Source organism: Kitasatospora sp. NPDC093679 (assembly GCF_040683455.1).
Classification (GTDB): Bacteria; Actinomycetota; Actinomycetes; order Streptomycetales; family Streptomycetaceae; genus Kitasatospora; species Kitasatospora arboriphila.
Genome location: NZ_JBFBDW010000035.1, coordinates 61,575 through 77,994 on the forward strand (window position 1 = coordinate 61,575; position 16,420 = coordinate 77,994).

Consider the following 16,420-nt stretch of genomic DNA (forward strand, 5'->3'; position numbering starts at 1 on the left):
AATCTGCCGGTCCGGTCCCTGCCCGGCCGGTTCTCGAAATCCGCGCCGCTCAGGGAGCTGACCTGCGGTTCGGCCGCCCACAAATCACATGTGAAAATTCTGCACACGTTCACGGGCAATTCGAATGAGCAACGGCGTTGCCGACGGTCGCCCGTACTGTCGTTCCCCCGTGACGACTCGACGGCTGTTCGTGTTCGGTGGCGTGCACGCCCCCTCATCGGCCGGAGCGCGGAGGCCGACCCCGGCGTCCGCACGCGGGTGCTCCCGCGGCGGGGTCCACCCCGTCGGTCCGGGGTCCGGGTGCTCGCCCGGCGCGCACGGGTGCATCGGGCGACGGCCGCCGCCCGGCAGTCGTGCGCTTCGGGCGCTCAGCCCCAGAACTCGTCGCCGACCGACAGGTCGTCGACGCATTCGTCCAGGTCGGTGACCTTCTCACCGACGATCCTGAACATGATCCCGCCCATGGCGTCCAACTGCTTGCCGCCACGTTCGGCGGTGGCGCGGTGCACCGACATCACGTGGCCCCGGCCGTCGACGAACAGGTGCTGCAGTTCGACCTTGAAGGAGCCGGCGCTCTCGGTGCCGAGCCGCTGGTAGTACTCCAGGACCGCCTTCTGCCCCTTGTGGTCACCGGAAAGCATGTGGGTGCCCGGAACGTGGTGGGTCACGTCCTTGGCAAGGATGTCGGACAGGGTGGTCATGTCCCCGCGGGAGAACGCTTCGTACCCCTTGCGCACCAGCGAGACGTGTGGGTGCTCAGTCATGACGGATCACCTCTTGGGCCGCAACTCCGTGTCTCCAGCCTGCCACCGCCCCGGCGGCACGACGACTCGACGGCGTGCCCGGCACGGCCACCTCCCGGGCGCCTTCGTCGCCGCCTGCCCGCGGCACCCGAACCGGCGCCGTGCGACCGGGGCGAGCGGCGCCCATCGGGCGGAGACCGGTTGACCGATGGTCACGGGCGATCCGGTCATGCCGGTTCGGGGACGGGCTCCAAGAGCTGGGGGCCGTTGTTGCGGACGTTGTTCACGGCGGTGGAGACGGGGGTGGCGGTGAGCCGGCCTCCGGCGGGAGTGCGGAGCAGGGCGCGGAGTTCGTCGGGGTCGGTGCGGGCGGGGTCGAGCCACGCGTCGGCGTCCGCGGGGCCGATGGTGAGCGGCATGCGGTCGTGGATGCGGCCGGCGGCGTCGGTGGCTTCGGTGGTGATGACGGTGACGGTGGCGAGCCAGGCGGCGGGGTCACCGGCGGGCCGGGTCTTGTCGTGCCAGAACTCGTACAGGCCCGCCATCGCCATCAGGGAGCCGTCCGCGGGGGCGATGAAGTAGGGCTGCTTGCGGGGCTTCGCGCCCTCGGCGGCCGGCAACGGCGTCCACTCGTAGAAGCCGTCGGCGGGGAGCAGGCAGCGGCGGGAGGCGAAGGCGCGCCGGTAGGCGGGCTTCTCGTGGACGGTCTCGACCCGGGCGTTGATCATGCGGGCGCCGACCGAGGGGTCCTTCGCCCAGGACGGCACCAGGCCCCAGCGCAGCGCGCGGAGCTGGCGCTGGATCTCGCCGGTCTCCTTGTCGAGGCGCTCCAGCACCGTCCAGACGTCCTTGGTCGGGGCGACGTTGTAGTCGGGCTGCAGCGTCTCGGCGGGATCCCAGTGGGCCACGTTGAACAGGCCGACGAGGTCCTGGGGACTGCTGGTGGAGACGTACCTGCCGCACATCTTCCCCACTGTGCCACCGGGCACCGACAACCGGGCGCACCGGCGCGGCGTTGCGCGGGCGGGGGCCACGCGGGAACGGGCACGACCGCGGGGTGTCGGCCGGCCGGGCCGCGGGGTGTGACGGCCGGCTACGGCCGTCGGGACCGGGAGTAGTCCGGCAGGGCGGCGGCGTTCCTCGCCCGCAGGCGGCGGTCCAGTCCGCCGATCGCGTTCATGAGCGGGAGGCGGGCGAAGGCGTCGCGGACGAACCGGCCGCCGGCCGTCCCGGGGATCATGATGCGGACGTTGGGCCCGATCCGCTGCTTCCGGTCGACCAGCGGGCGGTGGACGGTGTGGTAGCGGGGGAAGGCGGCCAGGTGGTCGCCGTCCGCGGCGGCCAGCTCCCCCGCCAGGCGGTAGGCGCCGACCAGGGCCAGTTCCGCGCCGGCGCCCGAGGCGGGCGACGCGCACCAGGCGGCGTCCCCGACCAGCGCGACGCGGCCGTTGTGCCAGGAGTCCATCCTGACCTGGCCCAGGGCGTCGAAGTAGAACTCCGGGTCGGTGAGAGCGGAGTCGAGGAGTTCCCGGATCCGCCACGACCTGCCACCGGCGAACCGCTCGCTGATCAGGTGTTTGTGCTCCGTGACATCCCGGTGGTCGTACTCCAGCGGCGCGGAACGGAACATGAAATAGGCCTTGGCCTGGGCATGATTCCCGGAACGGTAGATTCCGGCCATGCGGCCCGGGGTGTTGAACATCGTCACCCAGCGGTCCTCGCCGAGGGAGGCGTCGGCGCCCGCGAAGGCGAAGTAGTGATCCTTGAACCGGACGAACCGCTCCTCCGGTCCGAAGGCGAGCCGACGGACGGTGGAGTGCATCCCGTCGGCACCGACGACCAGGTGGAAGCGGCGGGCGGGGGCCCGTTCGAAGGTGACGAGCACGCCGTCGTCGTCCTGCTCCAGGCGCCGGACGGAGTCGTCGAACAGGTACTCGGGGTCGGCCACTCCGCCCAGCAGCGCGACGAGGTCGCCCCGCATGATCTCCACGGAGGCCGGGTCCCGCGTGTCGACCCGGGCCACGACCCGGTCCGAGGAGTCGACGAACTTCATTCCCCGGACATCGGCGGCCAGCTCGCGGACCCGTGACATGATCCCCATCCGCTCGGCGACTTCGACGGCCCCGGCGCGCACGTCCACCCCGTTGCCGCCGGTGCGCAGTGCTGGAGCCCGCTCGACCACCGTGGTCCGGAAGCCGTACCGGGCCAGCCAGTGCGCCAGGGCCAGACCGGCGATGCCTGCCCCGGAGATCAGGATCCGCTCGTTCATCGGCAGCTGCTTTCCGCTAGACTAAGTGGAACAGTCATTCCAGTAGAGTATGTGGAAGGCGCGTTTCACTTGTCAACGTCCTCCGGAACCCCGCGCCGGGCCGACGCCCTGCGCAACCGCCGGCTCGCACTCGACGCGGCAACCGCACTACTGGCCGAGCCCGGCACACCGCTCACCGTCGAGACGATCGCGAGAAGGGCGGGGCTGGGAGCAGCCACCGTCGTGCGCACGTTCGGCGGCAAGGACGCCCTCCTCGACGCGGCGGTCTCCGGTTTGCTCGCGCCCGTCGTCCAGCGGGCCCGCGACCTGCTCGCCGGGACGGAGTCCGGACGGGCCCTGGACCTCTTCCTCCCCGAGCTGGTCGCCTTCCAGAGCGCGCACCACTCCGCCGGCGACCAGTTGGGGGGCCTGAACATGCCCACCACCACCGCCCTGCGCGGCGACCTCGCCCGCGTGATGGAAGAGATGGTCGAAGGAGCCCAGCGGAACGGCGCGGTCCGCACCGACGTCGATCCCGCCGTCGCGACCAGCCTGATCGGCCGAACCGCCCTGGCGATCGCCCGCGCTCGGCCTCCGTCCCAGCAGCTCGTCGATGCCTACCTCACCGTCCTGCTGCAAGGACTCCGTCCCCCCGCCTGACGAAGCCGTCCGGCTGCGGGGCGAGGGCGAACCACGCGAGGGCGGAACCGCCGGGCCGCCGGCCGGTTCCGGGATCCGGTCGGCCCGGTGGGTGACGGCGACCTTCGCCGTCAGGGCGCCTGAATCCCGGCGCGACCGCGCCGGCAGCGTCATCACGCCGGGCGGCGGTCACGGCAAGTGGAGCTCGGCCCAGACCGTCTTGCCCACCCCCTCGGGGCGGTGGCCCCAGGCGTGGGCGATGTGGTCGACGATGCGCAGGCCGCGGTGGTGCGGCTCCCCCGGCTCAACGGCAAGGATCCGGGGTTCGGCCGGGCTGGTGTCGGTGACGTCGATCCGCAGCCGCCCGCCGCGCACGGCGAGCCACAGCTCCACGGCGACCGGGCCGTCTGCGTGGTCGACGGCGTTGGTGATCAGCTCGGCCGCCACCAGCAGCACGTCGTCCACGGCTGCCGCCTCGGTCCCGGGCCGCCAGTGCGCCAGCGTGAGGCGGACGAAGTCGATGCCCCGGCGCACCTCTGCGCCGCGCTCGCCCGGCGGGAAGGCCAGGCGGCGGTGGGCCGTGGGGGCAAGCGATGGGCACATGATCATACTCGAGCAGGCCGAAGAGGGGCGGTCGGCGTTCGCGTCTGCCCGTCGCGCGCGTTCCATGCCCCGGACGGCAGCAACGGCTGGGCGCCCCAGGACGTGTCCTCAAAGGCGTACGGATGCCACATAGGTGCCCCCACGCGCCCCTGAATCGACCACTCGAGCACCCTTTGAAGACAGCTCCTAGGGTGCGGACGGACCACGCCGGCGCAGCGCCTGCTCGAGGTGGGGGAAGGTCGGGAACAGCCCGTCGGTGCCGGCGATCGCCAGGGTGCGGCGCACGCACGTGCAGGGGGCGATCAGGACCAGCGGGAGGCCGGCCGCTCGTGCGGTGCGGCGGGCCCCCAGCAGCACGTTCACCGCGCTGGAGGTGAACATGCGTACCGCGGACAGGTCCACTGCCAGGAGGGCCGGGTGCCGGCCGATGGCCGCGTCCAGTGCCTGCCGCACCTGCTCCCGGTTCTCCGCGTGCAGCATCCCGGCCAACGCGCACACCACCGCTCCCCCCGCCGGGGCGGTGCGGATCATGATGTCGGGTACCGGCCCGGCCCGCTGCGCAAGACCGTCGTAGGCAGCCATGACGTGCCCTCCGAGCCCACCGATGGCTCCACCTGAGGGGTGGGCCGGGGCAGCATTTCCGCGCGGGGTCGGGAGACAGTGCGGCGACAGCCGACGGGCATCCGGCGAACGCCACGATGACGTGCACCGGTACACCGCCCCTACCCCGCCGGCCCGCCCCCACCCACCGATCCCGCACCGATCCGCGCAGGGCCGGAGCCCGAGGCGGCGCACCCGTCGCCGGCGGGGGCTCGGCGGACTGCGGATCTGCCGGCGGGCGGCCGAGGACGTCCACCGGCACACGGGTCGCACGCTGCGGTGACGGTGCACGGGCGCTGCGCACGGTCAGGGAACCGCCACGGCCGCGGGTGCGGGTGCGGCGGAAAACGGCGCCGCGCATGGTGGAGGCATGTCGAACATCCACGTGCACGCCGAGCAGTTCCATCCGAACGTCCACCGCCTCACCCTGGGCGCCGCCATGGCCGGCGCCGGGGCCCTCCTGAGCGTCGCAGGAGCGGCTCTGGTCACCATCGCCCTCGTCACCGCCGGACGCCGGATAGCGACCGCCTGGGAGACCCATCCTGTGGAAATGGCCTCCCGCACCGCCCATCAGGCCGCGTCCGCCACCAGCGCTGCCCGCGATGCCTGGCGCTCCAACGCCCGCTGAACCGGCGGACCCACCGGGCTGTCGATACCGGCGTGGCCGTCCCGCGTCCGTGACCGGAGCGGCTGCGGTCGGAGACCACACGGCCCGGCCGTCGGGGGAAGGACGGCCGGGCACCACCGGGGGACAGGACGAAGACCGCCTCGTCCGGACGACGACACGGCCGACCGCTGCACGAGTCGAGGCGGTGCGGGGCCGCACACCGGCACGGCCGCTCCGGATCGTCAGGCCCGTACGGGGTCCGACCCGCCGGGCGGCAACGGCGCGGTGGCCGCGGCGGACGTCACGGCTCCCCGTCTCCTCCGGTCGGTCCCCGTGGTCGCGGTTAGCCGCTTTTCGCCGCTCCACGGTCCGGGGCGGCCTGGCCGCGACCGGACTGCCCCGCGCCCGTGGCGGCCGGTGCTCCGGGCGTCCTCGCGGCGGGGCGTCCATCCGATGCGGTGACCGCCGTGGCCGGTTCCGCCGAGGCTGCGCGGGTAGCCGCGCGGGCATGACCACTTCCACCAGACCCTTCGCGGTCGTGACCGGTGCCTCCAGCGGCATCGGGTACGAACTCGCCCGCGAGTTCGCCGAACACGGCTTCGACCTCCTGGTCAACGCCGAGGACGGCGGGCTCGCCGCTGCCGCCGAGGAATTGCGCGGCCACGGCGTCGCCGTCACCGACGTCCGCGCCGACCTGCGGACCCGCCGCGGCGTGGACACCCTCTGGTCCGCCATCGCCGCGACCGGGAGACCCGTGGATGCCGCCGCACTCAACGCGGGTGTCGGCCGGGGCGGGCCGTTCCTCGACACCGGTCTCGACGACGAGTTCGAGATCATCGACGTCAACATCACCGCCACCGTGCACCTGGCCAAACGGCTGCTGCGCGAGATGGCCGCCCGCGACGAGGGCCGCATCCTCATCACCTCGTCGATCGCCGCGACCATGCCCGGCCCCTTCCAGGCCGTCTACAACGCGTCGAAGTCCTTCCTCCAGTCGTTCGCCCAGGCCCTGCAGAACGAGCTGGAGGACACCGGCGTCACCGTCACCGCCCTGATGCCCGGCCCGACCGACACCGACTTCTTCCGCCGAGCCGGCATGCAGGACACCAAGGTCGGCAGCGGGCACAAGGACGACCCCGCCCAGGTCGCACGGCAGGGCTTCGACGCCCTGATGGCCGGCAAGGACAAGATCATCGCCGGTTCGCTCAAGACCCGGGCCCAGGGCCTCGCCAACAAGGTCCTGCCCGACAGCGCCAAGGCCGGGACCCACCGCCGGATGGCGGAACCCGGCTCCGGCGCGCCCGGCCCGGACGACGCCACCTGACAGCCTCCGGCACCCGCAGGCCCACCGCCGAGCGGCCGGGCACGGCACCGGGGGCGGTGGGGCCGTGCCGGTCGACGGGTGGCCGCAGACCGTCCGCCACCGTCAGTGGTCGACCGTGTCCGGGGTTTGGCCGTCCCCGCACGGGACAGGCGCCGCGCCATGACCCTCATGAACTCGATACGACCGGCAGACGTCTCGGCCCTCGCCGCGGACGGCTCGGGCCCTCATCTGTGGCTGATCGCGGCCGGCGCGGCCGTGGTGGTCGTCCTCGTCCTGGCCTTCGTCCTCGGCCGGCGTCGCGAGGACCGCGAGCCGCCACCGGTGGATCTGAGGAGCGCCGAAGAGCCGGGCGACAAGGCACGCAAGGGCGGGCCGTAGGAACGGGCGGCGCGGTGCCGTCCACCTCTGGGACGGCACCGCGCCGACCCTCGACATCGCTCCCCGTCCCCCTCCGGTGCCCCCTCCCCATCGACCGGAGCGAGGCTCGGCAGGGATCTCAAGAGCCGGGGCCGGCAGGAGGCCCGAACTCGGCCGTCCACCCGATGCGTGCCGGCCGGAGCGTGGCTGACCCACCTCGCCCTGGGACGCGCCCTCGGGTCCGGCGCCCACCCGTCCTGACAGCAGTGCTCGGCCGCGCGCCCACCGGCAGCGCCCGCGCGGCAGAGCGCCGGGCTCCCCGACAGACACCGAGCTGCTGTCGCCGACGCCGGTGCCTTCACCCCGACCCGTCACTGCCGCGCCTCGATGCCCGGTCAGTTGTCGAACAGCGGATCCGGGTCGGCCCGGGCCGCACGGTGCGCGGGGCGCGGGTCGGGTTCGGAGGGGATCGTCACCTCGGCCCAGACGGCCTTGCCCCCGCCGTCGGCGGCCCAGCCCCAGTCGGCGGCGATGCGGTCGACGAGGATCAGGCCGTGCCCGTGCGGGGTGTCCGGGCGGTAGTCCTCCTGCAGGCGCGGCCGGGCGGGGGAGGTGTCGGTGACGGCGATTCGCAGCCGCCCCGGGTGCTTCTCCAGGCCGAGGGCGAGTGGGCCGTCGGCGTGCTCGGCGGCGTTCGCCAGGAACTCGGCGGCCACCAGCACCGTGTCGTCGGCGGCCCGGGGGCCGGTCAGGTGCCAGACGGCGAGGGCGTGGCGGGTGAAGTCGATGCCCTCGCTCACGCAACCGCCGCCCCGGCGGTCGGGCGGGAAGTCCAGCTGTCGGCGGTCCAGGACTGCGGAGGAAGGGGAGGCGAACATGGCTTTCCCTGGTCGATACCGAAGGTTCTCCGCCCCGGACGTCTGCCCACTCCGGCGCCGTCTACGCCCCGGGGCTCCGCGGCGGCCGGGCGTACCCGGCCGCTTCCCGGACACTCGCGCAGACGGCGAACAGCTCGGCGGCACCGGTCACCTCCAGGACCCGGCGTACCCCGCCGGGCGGGGAGATCAGCACCACCGGGACGGCCCGGTCGGATGCGGCCTCGCGGGCCTGCAGCAGGGCGTTCAGGGCGCTGGAGGTGAACAGCTCGACCCCGTGCAGGTCGACGGCCAGCACCTGCGGCAGCAGGCCGAGCGCCTCGGACACCGCGGCGCGGACCTCGTCCTCGGTGTCGCGGTGGAGGTCGCCGGCGAGCGTGCACACGGCGACCGCGCCCACCAGTTCGACGCCGGTCTTCAACTCGTCCGCCACGCCTCGCGCTCCTTCCGCCCGCCGCGGGACCGTTCCGTCGGCCGTGATCGGACCCCGTCGGGGAACCCGCCGGAGCCGGGCCGCCCTGACCGCGGACCGGCTCCACCGTCCACCGTAAGTCGCGCCGCCGCCCGCGGCACCCAGGCACAGCAGGTCCCCGGCGGCCGGCCCACCCTCCACGGGGCCGACCACTGCACCTCGGCGACGACCGCGACCTCGCACATGCTCCGGCTGCCCGGACGCCCCGCAGGCTCACCCGAGGTCGAGGTCCGCCACGCCCTGGAGCACCGCCCCGCTCGCCCGCACCTCGTCGAGCCAGTCCGCGAAGACCTGCGCCTGGCGGCCGGCCGCAACGTCGGCGAGATCGGGCGGCCACGTGCCCGGCGCCACCACCGTGACCACCACACCGCCGGCCCCCGCCGCGGCCGACAACCACTCCCGCGGGGTCTCCATCACCGGCGCCGGCTCCCACACCTCACGGCCGCCGACCAGCACCAGCCGCTCGAACCGCCCACCGCGGACCTGCACCGTCCCCGTCGAGACCGGCACGCCGCCCGCAGCCACGAACCCGCTCTCCCACGCATCCGTCGCCAAGCCGCCCCAGTGGCCGGCGTCGACCTCGACGACGACCTCGGCCAGCGCGCTGCCGTCGCCCGTCTCCCGCACCACCAGCGCCCACAGCACCGGACCCTCACCCACCGCCGTCACCCCCAGATCGACGAACCGGCGCGCCGCGCGTCGTCACGTGCCCGGATGGGCCTCCGTCTTCAGCGACCACGACCCGCCCGGGCATCCGGCCGGAAGCGGCGGGAACCGGTGCCCCTTCACATCCGTGCTCCAGTGGTGCCCGGCCCCGCAGTCGCACTCGTAGATCCCGCTCGCGGGCACGATCTCGCCGGGATGCCACGACGTCTTCTCCTCGTCCATACCCCCGGTCTACGACAGCACGGGGCCCACCGCGACCGCGGACGTGGATCTCCCCCGGGCCGAGGGCCGGTCAGTGCAGGACGCTGACCGCGCGGGCGATGACGAGGAGGGAGGTGATGAGCGCGGCGATGCTCTCGACGCCCATGAGGATCTTGGCGCGGGCGGAGAGCGGCATGGTGTCGGTCGGGCTGAAGGCGGTGGAGTTGGTCACCGAGACGTAGAGGTAGTCGATCAGGGTGGGCGCCCAGTCGCAGGAGCGGCTGGAACCGTCGGCGACCTCCTCCACCGCGTCGTGGTTCTCGTCCTGGGAGAAGCGGAAGTCCGCGAGGGGGAGGTCCGTGCGCGGCACCTGGGTGCGCGTGACCGGTCCGCCGCGGTCGAGTTCCCAGAACGCGAGGCCGAAGACGATGACGTCGGTGGCCCAGACCTGGAGGGCGGCGACCAGCAGCGATCCGCCGTCCTTGACGTCCGCCGCCACCAGCGCGTGGACGAGCAGGCCCAGCGCCACCAGGTTGCTCACGCCGATCAGGCCGACCAGGGCCAGTGACACGCTTCTGGACAGGCGGTTCTCGCGGGTCATCCGGTGCGGGTTCACCGCGACCAGCGTGATCAGGAGCAGCACCTCCAGGGCCGGCAGGACGTAGCGGGGGGCGACGAGCAGGGGCTCCGGCAGGGCGAGGTAGAGCATGATCGCCACCAGGGTGGCCACCATCGCGGGCAGCCGGGCCTCGCCGCGGCGCTCGTGCCGGGGGTGGCGCTGCTGCATCCGCGTGCGGCGGGGGTTCGGTGACCGACGGGCGGTCGACGTTCGGCTGTCCGTGCTCATCGCGGCGGTCCTCCGGATCGGTGCGGCTGACCGGCGGCTTCCCCCAGAAGCGCAGTCCACTCCCCCGCACGGCTCCGGCGCTGTCCGCCGCCACTACCGGCCTCCGGTCACTGCGGCTCGTTGGTGCCGCGCCCGGCGCGGTCGCCGAGGCCGGTCAGTGCACCGACCGGCGGGTACCTGCGCTCGGCCTCGGCGGCGGCGTCGGTGCCCGCGACCGGGCGGCTGGGCCGGGCGCCGGCGGAGGGCAGCAGCCGGGCGGCCAGGGTGAGGGCGCGGGTGGTGGTGGCGGGCGCCAGGCCGTAGACCCGGCTGCCGAGCTTGGCCGCGGGGGTGAGCACCAGCTCCGGGCGGCCCCGTTCGGCGGCCCGGACGATCGCCCGGGCGGCGCGGGACGCGTCCATGGTGAGCAGCGGCAGGCCCGCGGCGGGCCCGAACCAGGCGTACTCGCGCTCCGGCCGGCCGGCGAAGGCGGCGGCCCGGTGGGAGCCGGTGCGCATCAGGCCCGGCAGGACGGTGGTGACGCTGATGCCGTCGGCGGCGAGTTCGGCGCGCAGGCCCGCGGACAGCCCGGCGAGCGCGAACTTGGCAGTGACGTAGGGCAGCAGGTGCGGGGCCGGGATGCGGCCGCCGATCGAGGAGACGGTGACGATAGTGCCGCTGCGGCGCTCGCGCATGCCGGGCAGGGCGGCGAGCACCAGCCGGACGGGCGCCCGCACCATGACGTCCAGTGCGCGGTCGAAGTCCTCGGCGGCGAAGGCCTCCAGCGGACCGACCTGGATCAGTCCGGCGTTGTTCACCAGCACGTCGAGCCGGCCGAACCGCTCGACGGTGGCGGCGACCAGCCGCTCGGGGGCGTCCGGTTCCGCGAGGTCGCAGACGGTGGAGGCGACGGTGCCTCGGCCGCTCAGCTCGCGTTCGGCGGTGGCGAGTTCCTGCGGATCGCGGGCGCAGATCATCACCCGGGCGCCGCGGTCGGCGAGTTCGCCGGCGATCAGCAGGCCCAGCCCGCGGGATCCGCCGGTGACCAGTGCGGTGGCGCCGTGGAAGCGGTCGTCGTGGTGGTGCATGGGCTTCTCCGTCTCCGGTGTCGGGCCCGAACGGGCGGCGCCCGTGCGGAACTCCCCCGTCGGCGCCTGTCCGTGCCCCGGCCGGGCAAACGGCCGGCCCGGCGGTTTCCGCCACCCCGCGACGGGCAGCCGCGACCACCGGACGACGAGATGCGCGGAGAGGGTGGTGGGCGTGAAGGCAGTGGTGTTCAAGGGGCCGTTCGAGGTGTCGGTCGAGGAGGTGCCCGACCCGCGGCTGGAGGCCCCTGGGGACGCGGTCGTGCGCATCACCACGACCAACATCTGCGGTTCCGACCTGCACATGTACGAGGGCCGCACCCCGGTGGAGGAGGGCAAGGTCCTCGGTCACGAGAACATGGGCGTCGTCGAGGAGACCGGCCCGGGCGTCACCCGGATCGAGCCGGGCGACCGGGTGTCCGTGCCGTTCAACATCGCCTGCGGCAGCTGCCGCAACTGCGTGGAGGGGCTGACGGCGTTCTGCCTCCGGACGAACCCGACCGAGGGCGTCGACGGCGCGGCGTACGGCTACGCCAACATGGGCCCGTACCGCGGCGGGCAGGCCGAGTACCTGCGAGTGCCGCACGCGGACTTCAACCTGCTGGAGCTCCCGGCGGGCACCGAGCACGAGAACGACTTCACCATGCTGTCGGACGTCTTCCCGACCGGCTGGCACGGCACCGAGCTGGCCGGCATGCGGCCGGGCGACACCGTGGCGGTGTTCGGCGCGGGCCCGGTCGGCCTGCTGGCCGCGCACAGCGCGGTGATCCGCGGCGCCGCCCGGGTCTTCGTCGTCGACCAGGAGCCGGACCGGCTGGCACTCGCCGAGCGGATCGGCGCCGAACCGGTCGACTTCTCCGCGGCCGACCCGGTCGAGCAGATCACCGACGCCACCCACGGCGCCGGCGCGGACTGCGGCGTCGAGGCGGTCGGCTACCAGGCGCACGACCCGACCGGCCGGGAACACCCCGAGCTCGTCCTGGACCAGCTGGTCGGGGCCGTCCGGACGGCCGGCGGCATCGGCGTGGTCGGCGTCTACGTCCCCGAGGACCCGGAGGCCGCCACCGACGGTGCCAAGGAGGGCCGGATCGGCTTCGACTACGGCACCTTCTTCACCAAGGGCCAGCGGATGGGCACCGGCCAGTGCCCGGTGAAGCGGTACAACGCCCGGCTGCGCGACCTGATCACCGCCGGACGGGCCGAGCCGTCCTTCCTCGTCTCGCACGAGCTGCCGCTCGCCGAGGCGCCGCGCGGCTACCGCTGCTTCGACCACCGGGACGACGGCTGGACGAAGGTCCTGCTGCGGCCGACGGCCCTCGCCGCCTGACCACGGAGAACCCACGCGAAGGAGTACCACCGATGACCGACCGCGACGGCGAGCGATGGCTCGCCATCTACCTCAACGACCACCTGGCCGGCTCGTACGGCGGTGCGGCGCTCGCCCGCCGGATCGCCCGCACGCACCCGGCCGGCCCGGACGCCCCCGATCTGCGGACCATGGCCCGGGAGATCGCCGAGGACCGGGACGAACTCGTCGCCCTGATGCGGGCGCTGGGTGTCCGGCCCCGGCGGCACCGGATGCTGCTCGGCGCGGGTGCCGAGCTGGCCGGCCGGCTGAAGCTCAACGGGCGGGTGCTGCGCCGCTCGCCGCTGAGCGACCTGCTGGAGACGGAGGCGATGCGCTCCGGCGTCCAGGGCAAGATCGCGCTCTGGCGGGCGCTGCGGGCGGCGTGCTCCGACGACCTGCTCACCGCCCGGCTCCAGCGGCTGGCGGCACGGGCCGACCGGCAGGCGGAGATCCTCGACGCCCGGCAGGCGGAGGCCGCCGAGGTGCTGCGGCACGCCCTCGGCCGGAAGTGGCAGGCGGCGAAGCCCCCGGACCGGGTGCACGACGGCGTCCCGCAGCACGCCTGACCGCGTCCGCCGTCAGCTCTGCGCGGCGACGGCCGCGCAGAGCAGGGCGATGCCGACGGCCAGCCAGGCGAGGTAGTCGCCGAGGTGGCCGGAGTGCAGCCGCCGCAGGCCGCGCACGGCCCGGCCGGCGAGGCGCGGCCGGGCACGGGGTTCGGCCCTGTGGTGTACGGCGGACAGGGCGAGCGCCACGGCCAGCCCGGCCGACAGCAGGCCGAGGAGCACTCCGGGCCCCGTCCAGCCGGCCTCCTCGGCGGGCGGGAGGGCCGTGGTGCCCGCCGCCACGGCGGCCCGGTACGCGGCGGGGTCGGTGAAGACGGCCGCACCGCGCGCCAGGGCGGTGGCGGCGGACGGGAGGCTGCCGAGGACCAGGCCGAGCAGCAGCAGCACGCCCGGCACGGCGAGCATGGTGGGCGGCAGGGAGCGTGCGGGGTCGTGGATCTCCGGCTCCTCGCCCTCCCCGGTGATCTCCTCCTCCCCGGGCGCGGTCCGCGGGGCGGGGCCGACCCCCCAGAAGATCCGCAGGGCCGCGCGCAGCACCGCGGCGCCGGTGGCCGCGGAGACGAGCACGAACACCGCCGGCAGCCAGGGCTGCCAGTGCCCGGCGTCCTCCTCCGCGAGGGCCTTGCCGAGGCCGGTTCCGAACGGCGGGAGGCCGGCCAGGGCGAGGGCGCCGGCCGCGAAGAGCAGGCCGGTGGCGCGCAGGCCGCGGCCCCGGCCGTACAGGCCGTGTTCGTCGACGGAGCCGAAGCGGTCGAGCAGCACCCCGGTCAGGCCGAACAGCGCCGCCTTGACCAGCCCGTGGGCGGCGACGTACAGCGCCGTCCCGGCGGTGCCGTGCGGGGTGAGCAGGGCCACGCCGATCAGGAAGAGGCCGACGTGGCCGACGGTGGAGAAGGCCAGCAGCCGTTTCAGGTGGCGCTGCTGCCAGCACATCACCGCGCCGACCAGGGCGGTGAGCGCGCCGAGGGCGGTGAAGGTGGTGCGGAAGGCCGCGTGCGGGATGCCGCCGGGGCCGGCGAAGACCGTCCAGTAGAGGCGGGCGGTGCCGTAGACGCCGAGTTCCACCATGACGCCGGACATCAGCATGCAGACGGGGGTGGGGGCGACGGCGTGCGCGTCGGGCAGCCAGAAGTGGAAGGGCACGGCGGCGGCCTTGACCAGCAGGGCGGTGGCGACCAGCACGAAGGCGACCACGGTCAGCGTGTCGGTGCGGTGGCCGGCGAGGCGCTCGCCGAGCCGGGCGAGGTTCAGCTCGCCGGTGCGGGCGTAGAGCAGGCCGATGCCGAGCAGCGAGCAGTACGCGGCGAAGGAGGTGACGATGCCGAAGACCAGGGCGCCCTGCAGCGGCCTCGGGTCCTCGATCCGGTAGCCCGTCAGGGCGTACGCGGCGGCGCCCATGAGTTCGAAGAAGACGAAGGCGTTGAAGAGGTCGCCGGTGAGCGCGAAGCCGACCATGCCGGCCTCGAAGAGCAGCAGCAGGGCGGGGAAGATCCCGGCCCGTTCGCCGGCCGGTTCGTCGAAGTACCGCCAGGCGTAGACGACGGCGGCGAGCACCAGGACGGCGGCGAGCAGGGCGCAGCCGGCGCCGACCGGGTCGGCGGCCAGCACGATGCCCACGCCGCTCGGCCAGCCGCCGAGCCGGGCGGTGGCGATCCCCGGGCTCTTGACCCGGAGGGCGGCGAGGCAGAGCACCTCGGTGGCGGCCGCCGTCGTGGCGAGGACGTCGCAGCCGGTCCGGGGCAGCCGGCGGCCGGCGACGGCGAGCAGGGCGGAGCCGAGCAGCGGGATCGCGACGGCGAGCGGCAGCAGGTCCTCGGCGGTCATGCGTCAGCCCTTGAGGCCGGTGAGGGCCTGCGGGTCGACGGTGCGGTGGCGTTTGCGGAGCTGGATGGTCAGGGCGAGCAGGAGGGCGGTGACGGTGGCGCCGACGACCACGTCGGTGAGGGCGAGGGCCTGGACGACGGGGTCGACGACGGGCCGGCTGCCGGGGGCGATGTCGGAGTGGACGGGGGCGGTGCCGCCGTCGCGGTAGCCGACGGCGAGCAGCAGCAGGTAGGTGGAGGACTGGGCGACGGCGAGGCAGCCGACGGCGTGCACGAGGTTGCGGCTGGTGACGAGGCCGTACAGGGCGACGAGCAGCACCCAGCCGGCGGCGAGGTAGGGCCAGACGCCCACTACGGGCGCTCCTTCCGGTGTTCGTCGGGGTCGGTCAGTTCGACGGCCTGGTCGAGGAAGTGGGCGATCAGGACGATCAGCCCGGTGGCGACCTCGACGCCGACGGCGGCGTTCAGCAGCGGGACGGTGCCGCCGGAGGTGATCGTGTTGAAGGTGCCGAGCGGCAGCGTGTTCTGCAGGAAGGCGCTGCCGGCGGCGAGGGTGGCGAGGCCCACGAGGGTGAAGGAGGCCGCGGCGGCGCAGTCGGTGACGTCGAGGACGGCGAGCGGCCGCAGGCTGCGCAGGGCGCGGTAGTCGGCGGCGACGTAGGCGAGGTGCAGGGCGGTGGCGAGCACCACGCCGCCCTGGAAGCCGCCGCCGGGGCTGAGCTGGCCGTGGGCGACGACGTAGACGCCGACGACCAGGGTGACCGGCAGCAGCAGGGTGCCGAAGAGCTTGGTGGTGGGCAGGACGCGTCCGGCCTCGGCGCGGTGGTGGCGTTCGTCGCGGGCGCGGCGCAGCAGCAGGGCGGCGCCGAGGACGGTGCCGAAGAGGATGGACTCCTCGCCGAGGGTGTCGAAGGCGCGGAGGTCGAAGTTGACGGAGGAGACGACGTTGGCGGTGCGGTGGGCGAGCGCCGCGGCGACGGCGCGGTCGCCGTAGGGGTGGCTCGCGGAGCCGAAGGGCGGCAGGTCGGTGCAGGCGGCGGCGAAGAAGGCGGCGATCACCGCGGCGGCGGCCAGCGCCAGCAGCAGGCGGGCGCGGGCGGTCACCGCTGTTCCTCGTCCCGGTCCTCGGGGGCGCGGCGGCGGCCCGTCTTGCGGACGGTCAGCAGGATCAGCAGCGGGGTGAGGGCGGTGCCGACGGCCAGTTGGGAGAGGGCGACGTCGGGTGCCTGGAGAACGGCGAACAGCACGGCGAGGCCGAGGCCGAGCGCGGACAGCACGACGGCCTGCCGGGCCGGGTCGCGGGTGAGCACGGCGACGGTCGCGGTGGCGACGACGAAGGCGAGGGCGAGGCCGATCAGCCAGTGGTTCACCCGTCCTCCCCATCCCCGGTCTGCCGGACGGCCCGGCCGACGGCGATCGTGGTGGCGGTGCCGCCGG

21 protein-coding genes are annotated in these 16,420 nt (G+C 74.4%); 6 read left to right on the forward strand and 15 right to left on the reverse strand.

From position 1 onward, the window contains the following. Nucleotides 1-368: 368 nt before the first annotated feature. The 3 genes from AB0O09_RS25820 to AB0O09_RS25830 form a co-directional block, all read right to left on the reverse strand. Nucleotides 369-764, reverse strand: a complete 396-nt coding sequence (locus AB0O09_RS25820; RefSeq protein ID WP_363544932.1) for a nuclear transport factor 2 family protein — start codon at nucleotides 762-764, stop codon at nucleotides 369-371. A gap of 206 nt (nucleotides 765-970) precedes the next feature. Beyond that, nucleotides 971-1,708 (reverse strand): SOS response-associated peptidase, encoded by a 738-nt coding sequence (locus AB0O09_RS25825; RefSeq protein ID WP_363544935.1) that lies wholly within the window; start codon nucleotides 1,706-1,708, stop codon nucleotides 971-973. A gap of 128 nt (nucleotides 1,709-1,836) precedes the next feature. Further along, nucleotides 1,837-3,012, reverse strand: coding sequence for an FAD-dependent monooxygenase (locus AB0O09_RS25830; RefSeq protein ID WP_363544938.1), 1,176 nt, complete (start codon nucleotides 3,010-3,012; stop codon nucleotides 1,837-1,839). Between the two features lie 69 nt (nucleotides 3,013-3,081). On the opposite strand from AB0O09_RS25830, the gene AB0O09_RS25835 reads away from it, so the two are divergent. Continuing rightward, nucleotides 3,082-3,651, forward strand: a complete 570-nt coding sequence (locus AB0O09_RS25835) for a TetR/AcrR family transcriptional regulator (protein WP_363544941.1) — start codon at nucleotides 3,082-3,084, stop codon at nucleotides 3,649-3,651. A 168-nt stretch (nucleotides 3,652-3,819) separates the two neighbouring features. Here the strand turns inward: AB0O09_RS25835 and AB0O09_RS25840 are convergent, their stop codons facing one another. Both AB0O09_RS25840 and AB0O09_RS25845 read right to left on the reverse strand, forming a co-directional pair. After that, on the reverse strand, nucleotides 3,820-4,233 hold the full coding sequence (locus AB0O09_RS25840) for an ATP-binding protein (RefSeq protein ID WP_363544944.1): 414 nt from the start codon (nucleotides 4,231-4,233) through the stop codon (nucleotides 3,820-3,822). Nucleotides 4,234-4,419: 186 nt separating this feature from the next. Continuing rightward, nucleotides 4,420-4,815: an STAS domain-containing protein gene (locus tag AB0O09_RS25845; protein WP_363544947.1), complete on the reverse strand. Its 396-nt coding sequence runs from the start codon at nucleotides 4,813-4,815 to the stop codon at nucleotides 4,420-4,422. Between the two features lie 388 nt (nucleotides 4,816-5,203). Between AB0O09_RS25845 and AB0O09_RS25850 the strand changes: the two genes are divergently transcribed. The 3 genes from AB0O09_RS25850 (at nucleotide 5,204) to AB0O09_RS25860 (ending at nucleotide 7,142) form a co-directional block, all read left to right on the forward strand. Further along, nucleotides 5,204-5,461, forward strand: coding sequence for a hypothetical protein (locus AB0O09_RS25850; protein ID WP_363544949.1), 258 nt, complete (start codon nucleotides 5,204-5,206; stop codon nucleotides 5,459-5,461). Between the two features lie 487 nt (nucleotides 5,462-5,948). Continuing rightward, nucleotides 5,949-6,764: an SDR family NAD(P)-dependent oxidoreductase gene (locus AB0O09_RS25855; RefSeq protein ID WP_363544952.1), complete on the forward strand. Its 816-nt coding sequence runs from the start codon at nucleotides 5,949-5,951 to the stop codon at nucleotides 6,762-6,764. 159 nt (nucleotides 6,765-6,923) lie between these two features. Then, nucleotides 6,924-7,142, forward strand: coding sequence for a DUF6479 family protein (locus AB0O09_RS25860; protein ID WP_363544955.1), 219 nt, complete (start codon nucleotides 6,924-6,926; stop codon nucleotides 7,140-7,142). 374 nt (nucleotides 7,143-7,516) lie between these two features. Here AB0O09_RS25860 and AB0O09_RS25865 read toward each other — a convergent pair whose 3' ends face one another. From AB0O09_RS25865 to AB0O09_RS25890, 6 genes are all read right to left on the reverse strand, one after another. Next, nucleotides 7,517-7,999, reverse strand: coding sequence for an ATP-binding protein (locus tag AB0O09_RS25865; protein ID WP_363544958.1), 483 nt, complete (start codon nucleotides 7,997-7,999; stop codon nucleotides 7,517-7,519). Nucleotides 8,000-8,060: 61 nt separating this feature from the next. Continuing rightward, nucleotides 8,061-8,429, reverse strand: a complete 369-nt coding sequence (locus tag AB0O09_RS25870; protein WP_363544961.1) for an STAS domain-containing protein — start codon at nucleotides 8,427-8,429, stop codon at nucleotides 8,061-8,063. A gap of 252 nt (nucleotides 8,430-8,681) precedes the next feature. Then, nucleotides 8,682-9,128 carry a hypothetical protein gene (locus tag AB0O09_RS25875; RefSeq protein ID WP_363544964.1) on the reverse strand — a complete coding sequence of 149 codons (447 nt, stop codon included), beginning with the start codon at nucleotides 9,126-9,128 and terminating at the stop codon, nucleotides 8,682-8,684. A 42-nt stretch (nucleotides 9,129-9,170) separates the two neighbouring features. Further along, entirely contained in the window at nucleotides 9,171-9,356 is a 186-nt protein-coding gene (locus AB0O09_RS25880; protein ID WP_344624854.1) for a hypothetical protein, read from the reverse strand. A 70-nt stretch (nucleotides 9,357-9,426) separates the two neighbouring features. Then, a complete protein-coding gene (locus AB0O09_RS25885) occupies nucleotides 9,427-10,182 on the reverse strand; it encodes a hypothetical protein (RefSeq protein WP_363544967.1) in 756 nt (251 codons plus the stop codon). 107 nt (nucleotides 10,183-10,289) lie between these two features. After that, nucleotides 10,290-11,249, reverse strand: coding sequence for an SDR family oxidoreductase (locus AB0O09_RS25890; RefSeq protein WP_363544970.1), 960 nt, complete (start codon nucleotides 11,247-11,249; stop codon nucleotides 10,290-10,292). A gap of 172 nt (nucleotides 11,250-11,421) precedes the next feature. Between AB0O09_RS25890 and AB0O09_RS25895 the strand changes: the two genes are divergently transcribed. Both AB0O09_RS25895 and AB0O09_RS25900 read left to right on the forward strand, forming a co-directional pair. Next, a complete protein-coding gene (locus AB0O09_RS25895) occupies nucleotides 11,422-12,573 on the forward strand; it encodes a glutathione-independent formaldehyde dehydrogenase (RefSeq protein WP_363544972.1) in 1,152 nt (383 codons plus the stop codon). Nucleotides 12,574-12,605: 32 nt separating this feature from the next. Next, nucleotides 12,606-13,160 carry a hypothetical protein gene (locus tag AB0O09_RS25900; RefSeq protein ID WP_363544975.1) on the forward strand — a complete coding sequence of 185 codons (555 nt, stop codon included), beginning with the start codon at nucleotides 12,606-12,608 and terminating at the stop codon, nucleotides 13,158-13,160. Nucleotides 13,161-13,172: 12 nt separating this feature from the next. On the opposite strand, the gene AB0O09_RS25905 is transcribed toward AB0O09_RS25900, so the two are convergent. From AB0O09_RS25905 to AB0O09_RS25920, 4 genes are read right to left on the reverse strand one after another with little or no spacing between them, the layout of a single operon-like run. Further along, nucleotides 13,173-14,984 (reverse strand): complex I subunit 5 family protein, encoded by a 1,812-nt coding sequence (locus AB0O09_RS25905; RefSeq protein ID WP_363544977.1) that lies wholly within the window; start codon nucleotides 14,982-14,984, stop codon nucleotides 13,173-13,175. A 3-nt stretch (nucleotides 14,985-14,987) separates the two neighbouring features. After that, nucleotides 14,988-15,335, reverse strand: coding sequence for a sodium:proton antiporter (locus AB0O09_RS25910; protein ID WP_363544980.1), 348 nt, complete (start codon nucleotides 15,333-15,335; stop codon nucleotides 14,988-14,990). Further along, complete coding sequence (locus AB0O09_RS25915) at nucleotides 15,335-16,087, reverse strand: MnhB domain-containing protein (protein ID WP_363544983.1); 753 nt, start codon at nucleotides 16,085-16,087, stop codon at nucleotides 15,335-15,337. The genes AB0O09_RS25910 and AB0O09_RS25915 overlap by 1 nt, the downstream gene beginning before the upstream one ends. Beyond that, a complete protein-coding gene (locus AB0O09_RS25920; protein WP_363544985.1) occupies nucleotides 16,084-16,353 on the reverse strand; it encodes a DUF4040 domain-containing protein in 270 nt (89 codons plus the stop codon). The genes AB0O09_RS25915 and AB0O09_RS25920 overlap by 4 nt, the downstream gene beginning before the upstream one ends. Nucleotides 16,354-16,420 lie beyond the last annotated feature (67 nt).

What these genes read in the sequence shown, in the direction of transcription:
- AB0O09_RS25820 (WP_363544932.1), bottom strand. Translation starts at nt 764, where the DNA reads ATGACTGAGCACCCACACGTCTCGCTGGTGCGCAAGGGGTACGAAGCG.
- AB0O09_RS25825 (WP_363544935.1), bottom strand. Translation starts at nt 1,708, where the DNA reads ATGTGCGGCAGGTACGTCTCCACCAGCAGTCCCCAGGACCTCGTCGGC.
- AB0O09_RS25830 (WP_363544938.1), bottom strand. Translation starts at nt 3,012, where the DNA reads ATGAACGAGCGGATCCTGATCTCCGGGGCAGGCATCGCCGGTCTGGCC.
- AB0O09_RS25840 (WP_363544944.1), bottom strand. Translation starts at nt 4,233, where the DNA reads ATGTGCCCATCGCTTGCCCCCACGGCCCACCGCCGCCTGGCCTTCCCG.
- AB0O09_RS25845 (WP_363544947.1), bottom strand. Translation starts at nt 4,815, where the DNA reads ATGGCTGCCTACGACGGTCTTGCGCAGCGGGCCGGGCCGGTACCCGAC.
- AB0O09_RS25850 (WP_363544949.1), top strand. Translation starts at nt 5,204, where the DNA reads ATGTCGAACATCCACGTGCACGCCGAGCAGTTCCATCCGAACGTCCAC.
- AB0O09_RS25855 (WP_363544952.1), top strand. Translation starts at nt 5,949, where the DNA reads ATGACCACTTCCACCAGACCCTTCGCGGTCGTGACCGGTGCCTCCAGC.
- AB0O09_RS25860 (WP_363544955.1), top strand. Translation starts at nt 6,924, where the DNA reads ATGACCCTCATGAACTCGATACGACCGGCAGACGTCTCGGCCCTCGCC.
- AB0O09_RS25865 (WP_363544958.1), bottom strand. Translation starts at nt 7,999, where the DNA reads ATGTTCGCCTCCCCTTCCTCCGCAGTCCTGGACCGCCGACAGCTGGAC.
- AB0O09_RS25880 (WP_344624854.1), bottom strand. Translation starts at nt 9,356, where the DNA reads ATGGACGAGGAGAAGACGTCGTGGCATCCCGGCGAGATCGTGCCCGCG.
- AB0O09_RS25885 (WP_363544967.1), bottom strand. Translation starts at nt 10,182, where the DNA reads ATGAGCACGGACAGCCGAACGTCGACCGCCCGTCGGTCACCGAACCCC.
- AB0O09_RS25890 (WP_363544970.1), bottom strand. Translation starts at nt 11,249, where the DNA reads ATGCACCACCACGACGACCGCTTCCACGGCGCCACCGCACTGGTCACC.
- AB0O09_RS25900 (WP_363544975.1), top strand. Translation starts at nt 12,606, where the DNA reads ATGACCGACCGCGACGGCGAGCGATGGCTCGCCATCTACCTCAACGAC.
- AB0O09_RS25905 (WP_363544977.1), bottom strand. Translation starts at nt 14,984, where the DNA reads ATGACCGCCGAGGACCTGCTGCCGCTCGCCGTCGCGATCCCGCTGCTC.